We start from the raw sequence: 14,369 nt of genomic DNA, 5'->3' as shown, positions 1-14,369 counted from the left end.
GATGTTGGCTCAAACGGCTTTTTAAGTTCTGATTCTAGTAGTAGTTAGATTCACGTTATATCAAAAAAACGTAAAATCGTCGGGCTTCTCAATCCGGTAGGTTTTCAGCCACTGCTTGAGTTGGCTCGTATCAGCAAGGGCTTTCAAATCGGCTTTAATGTGTTTTATATCCCGCTTCAATTGGGCAATGTCGCTATTCAGACTGAACTCCAGTGCTATGGGTGAACTAACGGCGAAAGCCGGTTTCCCAGTCATAGCGGCCAGTTCGTTTTGAAGTCCGAAGAATTCGTTGTCTAATTCGTCCGCCTGCTGCTTCAGAATTTTGTTGTAATACTTGAGTTGGTCTTCGGCGAGGGATTCCAGATGTGCCTGATCGATGTGTTCAAATTCGAGTTGTAACTGCAAAAGCGCTAGTAAATCGCTTTTTTCATAGGCTGCCGTTACGCGGTGCATGATTTCGGTTTTACGCTGCTTTTCGGCTTCGTCGGGCTCCCGGTCGGGGTGAAAGGCTTTTACCAGGTCCATATACAGTGTTCGAACAGCCTTGGTGATGTTCCGGGCTTCGACTTGTTTTTTAGCTTCCCGTTCCTGCTGTTTTGCCGATTTCGGTTTTTTAGTGGCCGTTTGCTGCCGACGTTCGGCCTCAGCGGCTTCCCGTTGCGCTATCTTCTCCTGAACATAGGCATTCATCTTCTGCGGATCGCTGACATCGGCATCCGGGTCTATCTCGATGCCGAACATCGTTGCCATCATCTCCTTCATCAACTCGGCCGTTAGTTGATCCGACTCAGCGTTTGTATTGTCGAATCCATCCGCATCGTATTTATCATAGATGGGTTTGAGATCAGCTATTCCGTACGTGTCGATCAACTCAAAGGCGATGTTCCGAATAAGATCAGCGAGTTTCTTCTTCTCCGTTTTCGAACAGTCTTTATGCTGATAAGCCCGGTCGAACAAACGCACTAAATCGGCCCGAAATTGGCTGTACTGCTCAAGTAAAGGCCGATAATCCGTTTGTACCCGCTGCTGAATATGCAGAGTAGCTTCGCGCAAATTGGTCAGTTCGCTCGTTAGTGTTTCGATTTTCCGTATCAGCCGATTAAATTCCTTTTGCGATTTGGAAAGAACCGCCTTGTCTTTCCGGGTACCAATCTGGACAACAAGATGCTTCGTCTGCTGAGACATACGTGTGTACTTATTTTAACTTTTGCTATAGTGGATACGTGTACATTTGGGCAGCATTTGGCGAATGATTTACTTCGTATTCGGCCTGCTTTTCTGGTAACTACATGATTACTAAATTACTGGAGTACATCTCCCGATTTGATTCTCACCATCGGTTTATTATTGCAGCATTAGCGGCAGGGGTTGCTTACTTCTATGTTCCTGACTATTTCACTATTCCGGCTCAAATTACAACCGTCTATGTAGCTTTTGCGATGACCGTGTTAGTCTTAGCGTGGACATCGATGCTGGTATCTCACCCGCGAGATTTGCCCAAACTGTCGCGCATTCAGGATTCGAGTAGGCTATTCCTGTTAATATTTGTGGTGGTAGCGGCATTGGTCGGTTTATTTGCTGTTGTGGCCTTGCTCAACTCGATGGATAAGAATCGCAGAGAACACATTCTACTCCCTATATTGGCCGTTTGGAGCGCATGGACGTTAGTTCATACCGTTTTTACCCTCCGCTATGCACATCTGTACTACGGCAATGACATCAACCCAAAGAAGCGCCCAGGTGGGTTGGATTTCCCGCATGAACCCGAACCGGATTACCTCGACTTTGCCTATTTCTCGTTCGTTATTGGCATGACCAGTCAGGTGTCTGATGTAACCATTGGATCAAAAGCCATGCGCCGGACAGCTCTGGCCCACGGCGTCTTATCATTCGGTTTCAACGCTATTATTATTGCTCTAACTATTAGCGGCCTATCGAAATAAGTTAGCTGGTCTGTCGGTTTCCTGTCTGTTTTTTTGCCTTTTCCCGAGCGTCGGTCCGCTGCTGCTCTTTTTCATAGGCTTCCCGCTGGCGCTTATCAGCAGTCAGCGTGCGATATAAACCATTCAGCACGTATAGATCGTCGACTTCATCAATGAGTCGATGGAGGTGTTCGCGCACTTGCGTAATATTCATAGTAATTCGTAGGCTGCTTCGATTATATGTATTCTGTTGGGGAAGTCGTTAACGAAATTACGACCAGCAACTGATTTTATCTCTATTTACGCTCAAGTGTATTTAGCTCAGGAAGCCTTTTTTACTCGTCTGCTCTCGAACAGATCAGCGAATCGCGTCTTCATTCCAACAAACTTGGCTACGATCTGTTAACTAACAATAATAGCCGGTTTTATACGCTGAGCGCGGTTTTTATTACTACTAAAATCCAAATTTCATTTGTAGTCGTAAGTGTATCGAGTCCCCTGAAAAATGGGAAGCATTTGCTACAATTAATTAGTCCGTTATGAAAGAGCAACAAAATGAATCAGGTCTGACTATGTTACCAGGCCAATTAGAGCCGGTTCGGGTAGGCCGACGGTTATTTTTGCGTTATGCTGGAGCTTTTGCCGCCGGGGGAGCGATTTTGGCCTCGTGTAAAGAGGGCGAAGAAAACCCAACTACAGTAATGGCTCCTGTGGATTTAGGCACGGGCGACATTGGGATTTTGAACTACGCTTACGCGCTGGAACAACTAGAAGCCGCTTTTTATACACAGGTAATTGCAACTCCCTACAGTGGCATGACTGATGCGGAGAAAACCCTCTTAACGGATATCCGCGATCATGAAATTGTTCACCGCGAATTCCTGAAAGCAGCCTTAGGCACCAATGCCATTGCAGGCCTAACGCCCAACTTTGCTTCGATCACGTTCACGGATCGATCCAGTGTTTTGAACACGGCGAAAGCATTTGAAGATCTGGGGGTATCCGCCTATAATGGTGCTGGCCCACTGATTACAAATCCAGACTACCTGGCAGTTGCCGGGAAGATTGTATCGGTTGAAGCCCGTCATGCAGCCGCTATCCGGGATCTGCTCAATCCGAAGTCGGCTGATTTTGCTGGCGATGATGTGGTAGCTCCGGCTACGGGTCTTGATGTGTCTAATCCACCGGCAACGGTATTACCCATCGCTCAGAAGTACGTAAAAACGACCATCACTGCCACCAATCTGCCCAAATAAACCTGACACAACGCTATGAATTTATTCAAGTTAATCTCTGATATTGAGCAGGTTGATCCCGAATTTAGTGATCGGCACAGCTTTTATTCGCGCCGAAACCTACTCAAATTTAGCTCCAATCTGATTGCAGCGGGCATACCAGCTATTGTGGCTGGTACGTTGAATAAAGCACTGGCTCAGACAACGACACCTCCTTCGCAAGCGGCTATCGAGGTGGCTAATTTTGCGCTGACACTGGAATACCTGGAAGACGAGTTTTATCGTACCGGCCTGGCTACATCTGGCCTGATACCTTCTACTGATACAACCGTTATTTCGCAGATTAGCAAACATGAAACAGCGCACGTAGCGCTGTTGAAAAGTGCCTTAGGCGCACTTGCGATAGCCAAACCAACCTTTAAGTTTCCGGCTGGAACATTTACAAGCTATCCTACATTTTTAGCTACAGCACGTGCCCTGGAAGATACGGGGGTTCAGGCGTATAAAGGACAGGCTCCTGTACTTATTAACGATAAATCTATTTTGGCAGTAGCCTTACAAATTCACTCCGTTGAAGCCCGGCACGCGTCGGAAGTTCGTCGGATGCTGGGTCTGAAAGGCTGGGTTTCTGACACCACGAACACTACGTTCATGCAGGGAACCGTTAATTTAAAAACGCTTCCAAATGTATCCGCTATTTCAGAAGACAACTTACGCGGAGCGTTTGATGAACCATTGACCAAAGCGCAGGTATTAGCTATTGCAGCTCCATTCCTGTAATAAACATATAATATAGGGAGGCCGGGAAACCGGTAGGGTGACGGAAGGCATCGGGGATTTTCTCCGGTGCCTTTTTTTGTCAGAGTAGTCATTGCGTGTAGTACCGGCCGGGAGAGAACCATTTGACTACTTCTACCAATTCCCCCTTTCTCATCCGTCTCTTTTTTTGTTGCTTGCGGTTGAATTCGCACCCAAAGGCGACCCTATATGAAATTCATCCGTATTCTTCTCAAAGTCCTGTTAGGGCTTGTCGTATTTATCGTGCTGTTTCTGGCAGTTAGTCTGGCCCCGGTCGATGAAACGCCCTACCGGCAAATGCCTTATTATACCCAAACCAAGCAACGGTTGGAACAACTTCCCTCTCCAGTAAAAGGGAAAGCACCACTACGGGCTGGCTGGGCCAAAGCCAATATTACGCCCCCTTACAGTACGCCCACGGGTGGCTATGGAGCCCGGCGTGGTAAACATTGGCACATAGTTGCTGATTCCATTTTTGCACGAGCCATTGTACTGGATAATGGCAGTACCAAAGTCGCTATGATTGGTTTAGACTTACTCATTACCCCCCCAACGGTAGTGGAAGCGCTCAGGAAACGGCTGCCGGAAGTTGGGCTTCGTTGGGAGAATGTGTATACCGGAGCCATTCACTCGCACAATAGCATCGGTGGATGGGCCCCCGGTTTAGTCGGTCAGTTAATTGCGGGAGGGTACGATGAGAAAATAGTGCCCCGTATTACCGACGGCATTCTACAAGCCATTCGGGATGCACAAACGAATATGGCTCCCGTGGAGGTTGGCTTTGGCCAGACGGATGCCACTGATCACATCTACAACCGGATTGGGAACTCGGGCCCAACACGACCGCTCGACGGGATGATCCGGCTATTGAAGCTAAAGAAAAACTCAGGCGAATCGGCCTTGCTCTGCACATTTGCCGGTCATGCCACCCTCTATGAGGACGCTATGTGGAACTACCTCAGCCGCGATTATCCGGGCTCGCTGGTCGATCGGTTAGAGAAGAAATCGGCCGATTTTGCCGTCTTTATGGCGGGAGCCGTTGGCAGCACAGGTCCACAGGCACGGGGTAAAACCGACTTCCAGGAAATCAGAAATTATGCAGGTGATCTGGCCCTGCGTATCGAACGAGCCGTGCCCCAAATCCAGACAAAAACTGATAGTACTTTATCCATTCTCACCCTGCCGCTGGGTCTGCGCGAACCGCACCCGCGTGTCATTGGCAATTGGCGGGTACGACCCTGGCTGTTCTACGCCATCTACGGCGATTATCCATCCGACCTGAAAGCCTTGCGTATTGGCCAAACTGTACTACTGGGCACCCCCTGCGATTTTTCGGGTGAGTTCGTGGCCGACTTCAACCCGCTGGCAACTCAAAAAGGCGTTAACTTAATGATTACCAGTTTCGATGGTGGCTACATCGGCTATGTCACCCCCGATGCCTATTACAATCGATCAACCTATGAAACCCGCGACATGAACTGGTTTGGCCCCTATAATGGTGCCTATTTTGAGGAAATGATGATGGGTTTATTGAAAAAGATATAGGTAAAAAATGCTAAAACTGGAGATAATACAGCTTTTGCTGGCAAAAATTATCAGGTTAAGTAAGTGGCAGCCTCAGAAATATGAATAAAGATCTTAGTACTGAGCAACTTGTTGTTGCTGACGTACAGCAACTCATTGAGCAGAGTAGGAACGACGTCGCCATCGCTGTTAACGCCAGCCTTACCCTCCTATATTGGCGTATTGGCAAACGCATCAACGAAGAACTCCTGAACAATAGCCGAGCCGCGTATGGTCAGCAGATAGTAGCCATGTTGTCTGAACAGCTAACTGCGCTTTATGGCGAAGGATGGAGCAAACGACAATTACACCATTGCAAGCGCATGGCCGAGGTCTTTCCTCAAATTGACATTGTGCACGCAATGCGTACACAATTGACATGGACACATATACGGCTGCTTATTCCGATAGAAAACGAACTAAAACGAAATTTCTACTTCGAAATGTGTCGTTTAGAGAAATGGTCGTCAAGGCAATTGCAGGAGCGCATTCAGTCTATGCTCTACGAGCGCACAGCCATCAGTAAAAAGCCAGAACAAACTATTCAAAATGACCTAGCGCTACTCCGCAATGAGCAAAAGCTCAGCCCAGATCTTGTATTCAAAGATCCTTATTTCCTGGATTTTCTGGGCTTATCGGACTTCTATTCTGAAAAAGATCTGGAAACATCTATCATCGTAGAGCTACAACGTTTCATTATTGAAATGGGTAGCGACTTTGCTTTTATGGCCCGTCAGAAACGTATCACGATTGACAACCGCGACTACTACATCGATCTGCTTTTTTACCATCGCCGGTTGAAATGTTTAATCGCTATCGACTTAAAAATTGGCGAGTTTGAGGCAGGATACAAAGGGCAAATGGAACTGTACCTGCGGTACTTGGAAAAGTATGAACAGATAGAAGGCGAAAATACACCAATTGGGTTGATTCTGTGCACGGGTAAGAATGAAGAGCACATTGAACTGATGCAATTAGACAAAAGTAATATCCGAGTAGCTGACTATTTAACAGCCCTTCCTCCAGAAAAACTCTTACAGGAAAAGCTGCATAAGGCCATTCAGATTGCCCAGCAAAAAATGAATAAAGATAAGTAGACTTAGCTTTACAGTATTCCATAACTCATGCCTATTCGCTTATCTATATTCATCAGTTTAGCCATCTGTCTGGCGGCATTTATCAGCCACACCGAAGAACCACCAGCCGTTATTCGGATTAACCTGCTTGGCTACCGGCCAGGCAGCCCTAAAATAGCCGTCTGGGCTAGTCTGACCGATAAACAACTTGCACAGTTTCAACTCGTTGATGAACAGACGAATCAAAAAATCCAGCAGTTACCGGCAGGTAAGGCGTTTGGTGAGTATGGACCCTTTCAGCAAACTTACCGGCTCGATTTTTCGACCATCCGAAAACCTGGTCGCTATTACCTTCAAACGGAGGATGGTACCCGGTCACCCAGTTTTCGAATTGATGAACAGGTGTATGATGGGGCGGCTGACTTCTGTTTGCGGTATATGCGTCAGCAGCGAAGTGGGTACAATCCCTATTTGAAAGACTCCTGCCATACTCATGACGGTTATTCCCTCTACGGCCCCATGCCTGATAGTACGCATGTCGATGTATCGGGCGGCTGGCATGATGCATCGGATTATTTGCAGTACGTAACAACCTCTGCTAATGCCACCTACCATTTGCTCGCAGCTCAGCGCGACTTCCCAACAGCCTTTACCGATCAGCATCAGGCAAATGGATTAATTGGAGCCAATGGGCAGCCCGATGTGCTGGACGAAGCGCAATGGGGTCTGGATTGGTTACTAAAAATGCACCCCAGAGAAGATTGGCTCTTCAATCAGCTCGGCGACGACCGTGACCATGCAGGGATGCGCATCCCAAAAGCGGATAATTTTTACGGGAAAGGTCTCGAACGCCCGGTTTACTTCGCTTCGGGTCAGCCACAGGGCATGTTCAGATACAAAAACCGGGCAACGGGCGTGGCTTCTACGGCTGGGAAAGTGAGCAGCGCCATGGCCTTAGGGTTTCAGCTGTTACGAAACAGCCAGCCTGACTATGCCAGGAAACTCTGGCAACGGTCGCAATCGGCCTATAAACTCGGGCTGGATAAACCGGGAAACTGTCAGACAGCTCCCGGCCGGGCACCATATTTCTATGAAGAAGACAATTACACGGACGATATGGAACTGGCCACCGTTGAGCAACTCAATGCAGCCGGGGCAACGGGCAAGCTAGCTACAAAATGGCAAACAACAGCATTGGATTTTGCGCGGCAGGAACCGGTTACACCCTGGATTTTAAACGATACGGCCCGCCATTATCAGTGGTATCCGTTTGTGAACGTCGGTCATGCAGAGCTGGCAAAAAAACTACCCACCAACCAGCGAAAAACGGTTACGGATTTCTACAAACGAGGCATCGATATCATCTGGCAACGGGCAAAACAGAATGCATTTTACCGGGGTGTTCCCTTTACCTGGTGCAGCAATAACCTCACAACCTCATTTGCTACGCAATGCTTCTGGTATCGGCAACTCACCCGCGACAGGCAATATGAAGCCCTCGAACAGGCTAATTTCGATTGGTTATTCGGTTGTAATCCCTGGGGAACGAGTTTCGTCTATGGTCTACCTGCCAACGCCGATACTCCCTCAGACCCACATTCGGCCTTTACACACCTTAAGCAATATCCTATTGACGGCGGTCTGGTAGATGGGCCTGTACGGAGCAGCATTTATGGAAACCTGATTGGCATTACCTTGTATCAGCCCGATGAGTACGCGGCCTTCCAAAGCAGAGTAGCCGTTTATCACGACGATTACGGCGACTACAGCACGAATGAGCCCACCATGGATGGTACCGCAACTCTCATTTATCTACTAGCCGCCAAACAAGCCGAAAACCGAAATTCCTCCGGCAAAGTCACGATACCTAAACAAGCACGCAAGCCACTTAAAAAGCCCAGTCAGGCCCAGGTAATCGACTCAAAGTCAACCTATTTCAAAGGCGCTAAAATTCGGGGCGATACAGCTCTCAAGCGACTGGCTCTAGTTTTTACCGGCGATGAGTTTGCCGATGGCGGATCAACAATAGCCCGAACGTTGCGGAAGCACGGCGTTCGGGCTTCGTTTTTTCTGACGGGCCGTTTTCTGCGAAATCCGGCGTTTAGGCAGTTAATCCAGCAATTAGCCCGGGAAGGCCATTACATCGGTCCTCACTCCGATCAGCATCTGTTATACTGCGACTGGCGGAAGCGCGACAGCCTGCTCGTTAGTCAGGAGCAGTTTGTGACAGACCTGCGGGCAAACTACGCGGCTCTGGCTCATTTCACTACTGAGCGCATCCGCCTGTTTTTGCCACCTTACGAATGGTATAATGATAGCATTGCGCTCTGGACGAAGGCCGAAGGAATTCAATTGATCAATTACACCCCCGGGACACTGAGTCATGCTGATTACACAACGCCCGAAGACCGAAACTACCGAACCAGTGAGACAATTCTACAGTCAGTTCGAGGCTATGAAATGAAAAACAGGGCTGGCCTGAACGGATTTATGTTACTGATGCACATCGGTACAGCCTCCAGCCGAACGGATAAACTTTATGATCATCTGGACGAGTTTCTGACTCAACTCCGCCAGAAAGGCTATCAGTTTGTGCGGGTTGATGAATTGTAGGATTACCTCAAAACTTTACGCATGAACGAGAGTTGATAGGATACCAGATTACCAATGATTTAGCTGGGATCTACTTACTCAACAACTGATCTTTTCGTATGCGCACACTCCTGTTTTTCTTCGCTGCCAGCTTGACTGGCTCTCTTTGTTTCGCCCAAAACGATTCGACTAAAACCGTTACTCAGGAACCTGTACAAAAGCAGGTCGCCATTCCGGGTGTCGACACACCGATATCGGGTGGTGGTATGACGGCGCAAACGCCAACAAATCCATTGCCACCCGTTCAGAACAATAAAAAACGAAAGACCCTTCCCCCCAGCGACCCACGGGCGTTTGGTGTATCCGTACCGGTTGGAAAAGCCAAAAAGGATACGTTGAGAAATTAGTAATGTGGACATTTTGTCAGCATAGCTGAATGCTAAGTTTTAATTGCCATTTTTAGCCTTCGGCTATGTGGACAAGATGTCCACGTTACATTCAACTGGTTGGTTTATCAGGAAGTGGGGCAGATGCGTGAAACTCGGCATAGATCCGGTGCATATACTCGTCCAGCAGGGTCAGGACACGCTCCCGGCTTTCGGAGTTTACGATTAACCCAACGTGGTATTCCCGGTTGATCCGCCAGAAGATTTCAGGCTCGGTAAAGACCGATAAGTCAGGCCATTGCTGACGGGCGAGCGATACAATCAATCCGGCGTAATTACCTGTATCAACGGGCGGTATATAATGTTCTTTGTGCGCAACGGCCACTTCCAGTTTGGCCCACTCACGCCAAAGGTTTACGCCCGAGGCAGCTTCCACCATTTCGGCAATATGGGCACCACCCACCCGAGAGGCCGTTTCCAGAAAATATAATTCCCCATCGTGATCACCCCGAATATACTCCGAGTGCGACGCACTGTATCGCATGCCAAAGGCCTCTAACACCTGGTCATTTATCTGTTGTAGAGCCGCTGATTCGGGCGTACCAAGCGGTAGTGTTCCGGTACGGAACACCCCTCCCCCATGCGCAACTTCCATAGGCGTTGCCAGATATTGACTTACTCGCGTAAAAACCGCCTTGCCATCGACCGACAATGCGTCTACATGGTAAACCTTACCTGGCTTAAATTCTTCGATCAGATAATGGTGCCGTTTGTCGCCCAGCAAATGAATAGCCGACCAGGCTTCTTCCAGCGAATGCACTTTCCGAATACCCGTTGCTGATGCTTCAGAACGCGGTTTAATCAGCCAGGGCGATTCGGTTGTTTGCAAAAAAGCGGTTACCGTTTCGTCATGAAAAAGAGAACTAAAAGCCGGTACGCGAATTCCAGCCGCAAACGCCCGTGTTCGCATGGCCAGCTTATCACGGAAGTAGCGAGCCGTTGTCTGTCCCATGCCGTCAATACGGAACGTCTCCCGAATGAGTGCGCCTTTCTCTACATCAAAGTCATCCAGCGCCACCACGCGATCAATCTTACGCGAGCGCATGGCATGAGCCAACCCCACAATCATCTGTTCCAGATCCTCGGGAGCGTTGCTGGGTGAGGGTAAAAAGAAGAATTCGTCGATAGCCTCGCGCGGCCAGGATTCGTTGGCAAGTTTCTGATCTGTTAGCAGATAGACGGTATTGCCCAACTCTTTGCAGGCCTTCATGAAATCGTGCCCCTTCAGGAAGGTGGCAATGCACAAAAAAGACAACTGGCTCATACGACGTACTCGTTAATGTTGACGAAAAATATACGGCCAAAAGACCAAACGACGAATTTTTCTTACCGAGTTTCTAAAATTAATGCCCGTAAATACGCTATTAATAGCCGAATACCAAATCCTGTTGCATTTTTCTGCGAACCAAATTCAGTATCGGCAAAGGCCATTCCAGCAATATCGAGGTGCGCCCAGGCGGGATGGTTTTCCGTAAATACTTCCAGAAACTTAGCCGCACTAATAGCGCCCGCGACCGGCTTTCCGCTATAATTTTTCAGATCGGCCACATCCGACTTTATATCCTCGCGGTACACATCCCAAACAGGTAACCGCCAAAGTCGCTCCCCTGTTTGATTCGAGGCTTCGGTTAGTTTATTAGCTAACTCATCATTCTGCGTAAATAAGCCAGCCGCGTGGTAGCCCAAAGCCGCAATAACGTTACCTGTCAGGGTGGCCAGATCAATCAGTATATCGGGTTGGAAGTTCTTCACCATATAGCCCAAACCATCGGCTAGGATAACGCGCCCTTCGGCATCGGTATCAATGATTTCAATGGTTTTCCCGTTATAGGCCGTCACCACATCGCCGGGTTTGGTTGAACGGCCATCGGTGGAGTTTTCGGTTGCCGGAACAATACCGATTACGTGAATGGGCAGTTTCAGTTTAGCCGCTACTTCTACCGTACCTAACACGGCCGCAGCGCCACCCATGTCGCTTTTCATGAGGTGCATACTAGCCGATGTTTTAATGGACACGCCCCCCGTATCGAAGGTCACGCCTTTGCCTACTAAACCCACTTTTATTGCATTCGTAACGCCTTTGGGTTTATACTCAGTCACAATCAGTACGGGTGGCACATCACTTCCCTGGCTCACACTCAGTAAGGCCCCCAGTTTCTGCTTTTCCAGCTCGGCTTTATCGAGTATCGTTACAGCATAGTCGTTTTCCTTTCCGGATAAAACAGCCCAATCGGCCAGCGTTTGGGGAATTTTATAGTTGGCAGGCGCATTCATCAAGTCCAGGATTTGCCGCTGAGTTTGGGCAATGGCTTCAGCACGAGTTAGTGCTTCCTGCGCAACAGTCTGCTGATTAGGATTTATGAACAGTGTCAACTGGCCAGCCTCGGAGAAGAAGACAGGGGGAGCAGGTTTATCGGTCTGGTAGAGCTTGAGATCATACCCACCCCATCGAACCCCAAGTACCACAGCCTCAACGACATCAGCATAAACTGCGGACAGATCAATGCTAAGTTGCTCCGGCAGTTTGGTTTTATGATCGAAAATCAATTTTCGAAACGCCCGCAACCAGTCCATTTCCTGTGGCTTATCCCCTATCCCAAGAAGATATATTTTACTCCCGTCCTGTCTGTACAGAACCAATACTTCTTTGGCATCGGCCTTAAAATCGCGTTGTAGAACAGCAGCAGGCAGAGCCAGTTTTTGGGCAAGACTGGCTAATTGATCAGTAAGCTCGGCGGTTTGTTCAACCGGAATAATTAAATCGCCAGTGGTGGCGGGTTGTGTAGTTAGGATAATGTTCATAAAACATGTTTAAAAGCAGTTTGATGTTCGGAGTTTGTAGTTTGATGTTTATTGCAGTGCATTACACATCAAACTACAAACTCCGAACATCAAACGCATGAATATCAATAAAACAGCCACTCCACCGCTTTCGGGAATTCACGGCCCCAGTGGGTTTCCTGGTGTGTTCCGGTTGGGTCAACAGAGAGGTGAATATCAATTGGATTACCACCGTACTGCTGGCGGGACAATGACTCGTTAAAACGCTGAATATTAGGAACCATGTAGCGCGACTCCTGCTCCCCGCCATATACGTAGATTTTCATGGGCACGGGTGCCTCAAAACGAATGGCATCAAAATAAATTTTGGGCGAGATCCAGAGCGAGGGCGAAAAGACCATCAGTCGACCAAACACTTCGGGATGCAGGAGACCGGCGTAAATACTGATTAACCCACCCAGCGAACTCCCGCCAATACCCGTATGAGCCGCATCGGGTAGCGTCCGAAAACTTCGATCAACAATGGGTTTAAGGGTCTGGTGAATAAATTCCAGGTAGTACTGGCCCCTGCCGGTACCGGCGCGGGTCCGGTGAAACGTAAACTCCCGAATGCGTTCGTCGTGCCCGTGATCAATAGACACCAGGATGACTTCATGGTGGTTTCGGGAGGCCAGCAAGGCCATTTTCTGGTCTATTTCCCAACTGCCGTAGCCCACACCCCCACCAAACAGATTCTGGCCATCGTGCAAATACAATACGGGATACCGTTTGGGTGCCTCACCCGGCCTGGTCTGATCATAATCATGTGGGAGAAGCACATGAACCCGGCGGGTCTGAACGAGTTTAGGGACCTTAAATGTATCACCAAGCAGTTCGATTTTGGGCAGAAATGCCGGATTGAATGGCATCCCGAACCAACGCCAATGCGGTACATACTCGCGTTTTGAGTTCACCGACCGCGATACCGTCCGGTTTCCAACCGACTCCCCCGATGCACTTAACTCAACATGATCCCATCCGCCACGGGTGTATTTGTATTCCAGCGTTTTTGGCAGCGCCATGCCCTTCGGAAATTCATACACAAACTGACCTGACCCGATAGCCTGCATCTGAAACTGAGGCAAGTCGGGTAGCCAATCGCAAAAATTGCCCGATACAAATACCGGGCGATCGTCACTAATGGGTGTGTTGAGTTCTAAACGTAGTAGTGAAGACATACCTACAGAATCTGATACCGGGTGAAGTTGGTTCAGACGAGGTATGAAAAATTTAGGGTGATGCAATCACGCCAATTCCCAATCGCTGGTTAATTCCTTAACCAGGCTAACCAGTTGCCTGTAGCTGGTGGGTTTGGTCAGGCATTGATTAGCCCCTAAGGCCAAACTCCGCCGACAGTCGGAAGCATCCGTCGAGGTGGTCAACATGACAACCGGCAAATGAGCAAAACCGGGCGTATTCCGAATTTGATTTAATGTCTCAAATCCATCCTGACGATTCATATTGATGTCTAACAAAATCAGTGAAGGCAACTCCTCACAGTCAGTTAGTTGCGGGAGCAGTTGATCGCCATCCGTTAGCGCATGCACCCGGATAGGCTTATGGGTCTCTTTAAAGGCAGAACGGATAAATAGTTGATCATCTTCGTCGTCATCAACGATCCAAACAGTAGGAGGAGTCGATAACGGTAACCTGAAGTCATTTATGGGATGAAAAGCCATGACAATTCAGCATTTATTAAGGTTAACGGCGGATAAAGAAAAAGCATTGGCACCGACTGACTACGGTGTACTATGGGATAAACTAGAGACCCGGTATCTACTAAAACCGTTGGAATGGCTGCCTTTTATATCAGTTGAGTAAGCGAAGAAACCAGAATACTGTGGAGATTAGCAGGAGATAAATTTACTGATTTATCACGTAACCAACCAATATAGGTCAATCAATTTAACATTTTTT

The 14,369-nt window shown here is 48.4% G+C and carries 13 protein-coding genes; 7 read left to right on the top strand and 6 right to left on the bottom strand.

Going from position 1 to position 14,369, the window contains the following annotated elements; genetic code table 11:
• Positions 1 to 60 precede the first annotated feature (60 nt).
• A complete protein-coding gene (locus EXU85_RS05295; protein WP_142771069.1) occupies positions 61 to 1,185 on the bottom strand; it encodes a hypothetical protein in 1,125 nt (374 codons plus the stop codon).
• Positions 1,186 to 1,289: 104 nt separating this feature from the next.
• Here EXU85_RS05295 and EXU85_RS05290 point away from each other — a divergent pair, with 104 nt between their 5' ends.
• Entirely contained in the window at positions 1,290 to 1,943 is a 654-nt protein-coding gene (locus EXU85_RS05290; RefSeq protein WP_142771068.1) for a DUF1345 domain-containing protein, read from the top strand.
• Between the two features lies 1 nt (position 1,944).
• Here the strand turns inward: EXU85_RS05290 and EXU85_RS05285 are convergent, their stop codons facing one another.
• Positions 1,945 to 2,136 (bottom strand): hypothetical protein, encoded by a 192-nt coding sequence (locus EXU85_RS05285; protein WP_142771067.1) that lies wholly within the window; start codon positions 2,134 to 2,136, stop codon positions 1,945 to 1,947.
• 325 nt (positions 2,137 to 2,461) lie between these two features.
• On the opposite strand from EXU85_RS05285, the gene EXU85_RS05280 reads away from it, so the two are divergent.
• From EXU85_RS05280 to EXU85_RS05255, 6 genes are all read left to right on the top strand, one after another.
• Positions 2,462 to 3,178 carry a ferritin-like domain-containing protein gene (locus tag EXU85_RS05280; RefSeq protein WP_142771066.1) on the top strand — a complete coding sequence of 239 codons (717 nt, stop codon included), beginning with the start codon at positions 2,462 to 2,464 and terminating at the stop codon, positions 3,176 to 3,178.
• Positions 3,179 to 3,193: 15 nt separating this feature from the next.
• On the top strand, positions 3,194 to 3,937 hold the full coding sequence (locus EXU85_RS05275) for a ferritin-like domain-containing protein (RefSeq protein WP_142771065.1): 744 nt from the start codon (positions 3,194 to 3,196) through the stop codon (positions 3,935 to 3,937).
• Positions 3,938 to 4,144: 207 nt separating this feature from the next.
• On the top strand, positions 4,145 to 5,500 hold the full coding sequence (locus tag EXU85_RS05270; RefSeq protein WP_142771064.1) for a neutral/alkaline non-lysosomal ceramidase N-terminal domain-containing protein: 1,356 nt from the start codon (positions 4,145 to 4,147) through the stop codon (positions 5,498 to 5,500).
• An 80-nt stretch (positions 5,501 to 5,580) separates the two neighbouring features.
• Positions 5,581 to 6,615 carry a YhcG family protein gene (locus tag EXU85_RS05265; RefSeq protein ID WP_142771063.1) on the top strand — a complete coding sequence of 345 codons (1,035 nt, stop codon included), beginning with the start codon at positions 5,581 to 5,583 and terminating at the stop codon, positions 6,613 to 6,615.
• A 27-nt stretch (positions 6,616 to 6,642) separates the two neighbouring features.
• Positions 6,643 to 9,207: a glycoside hydrolase family 9 protein gene (locus tag EXU85_RS05260; RefSeq protein WP_142771062.1), complete on the top strand. Its 2,565-nt coding sequence runs from the start codon at positions 6,643 to 6,645 to the stop codon at positions 9,205 to 9,207.
• A 98-nt stretch (positions 9,208 to 9,305) separates the two neighbouring features.
• Positions 9,306 to 9,593 (top strand): hypothetical protein, encoded by a 288-nt coding sequence (locus tag EXU85_RS05255; protein WP_142771061.1) that lies wholly within the window; start codon positions 9,306 to 9,308, stop codon positions 9,591 to 9,593.
• Between the two features lie 91 nt (positions 9,594 to 9,684).
• Here EXU85_RS05255 and EXU85_RS05250 read toward each other — a convergent pair whose 3' ends face one another.
• The 4 genes from EXU85_RS05250 to EXU85_RS05235 all read right to left on the bottom strand — a co-directional run bounded on the left by EXU85_RS05250 (position 9,685) and on the right by EXU85_RS05235 (position 14,131).
• Positions 9,685 to 10,896, bottom strand: coding sequence for an acetyl-CoA carboxylase biotin carboxylase subunit family protein (locus EXU85_RS05250; RefSeq protein ID WP_142771060.1), 1,212 nt, complete (start codon positions 10,894 to 10,896; stop codon positions 9,685 to 9,687).
• A 62-nt stretch (positions 10,897 to 10,958) separates the two neighbouring features.
• Positions 10,959 to 12,434: a M17 family metallopeptidase gene (locus EXU85_RS05245; RefSeq protein WP_142771059.1), complete on the bottom strand. Its 1,476-nt coding sequence runs from the start codon at positions 12,432 to 12,434 to the stop codon at positions 10,959 to 10,961.
• Positions 12,435 to 12,538: 104 nt separating this feature from the next.
• Complete coding sequence (locus EXU85_RS05240) at positions 12,539 to 13,630, bottom strand: alpha/beta hydrolase (protein WP_142771058.1); 1,092 nt, start codon at positions 13,628 to 13,630, stop codon at positions 12,539 to 12,541.
• A gap of 66 nt (positions 13,631 to 13,696) precedes the next feature.
• On the bottom strand, positions 13,697 to 14,131 hold the full coding sequence (locus EXU85_RS05235) for a response regulator (RefSeq protein ID WP_142771057.1): 435 nt from the start codon (positions 14,129 to 14,131) through the stop codon (positions 13,697 to 13,699).
• Positions 14,132 to 14,369: the final 238 nt, after the last annotated feature.

The organism is Spirosoma sp. KCTC 42546 (assembly GCF_006965485.1).
In the GTDB taxonomy this organism is placed as follows: Bacteria; Bacteroidota; Bacteroidia; order Cytophagales; family Spirosomataceae; genus Spirosoma.
Note: the sequence above shows the minus strand (reverse complement) of the source record. Positions and strands in the feature narration are given on the sequence as shown.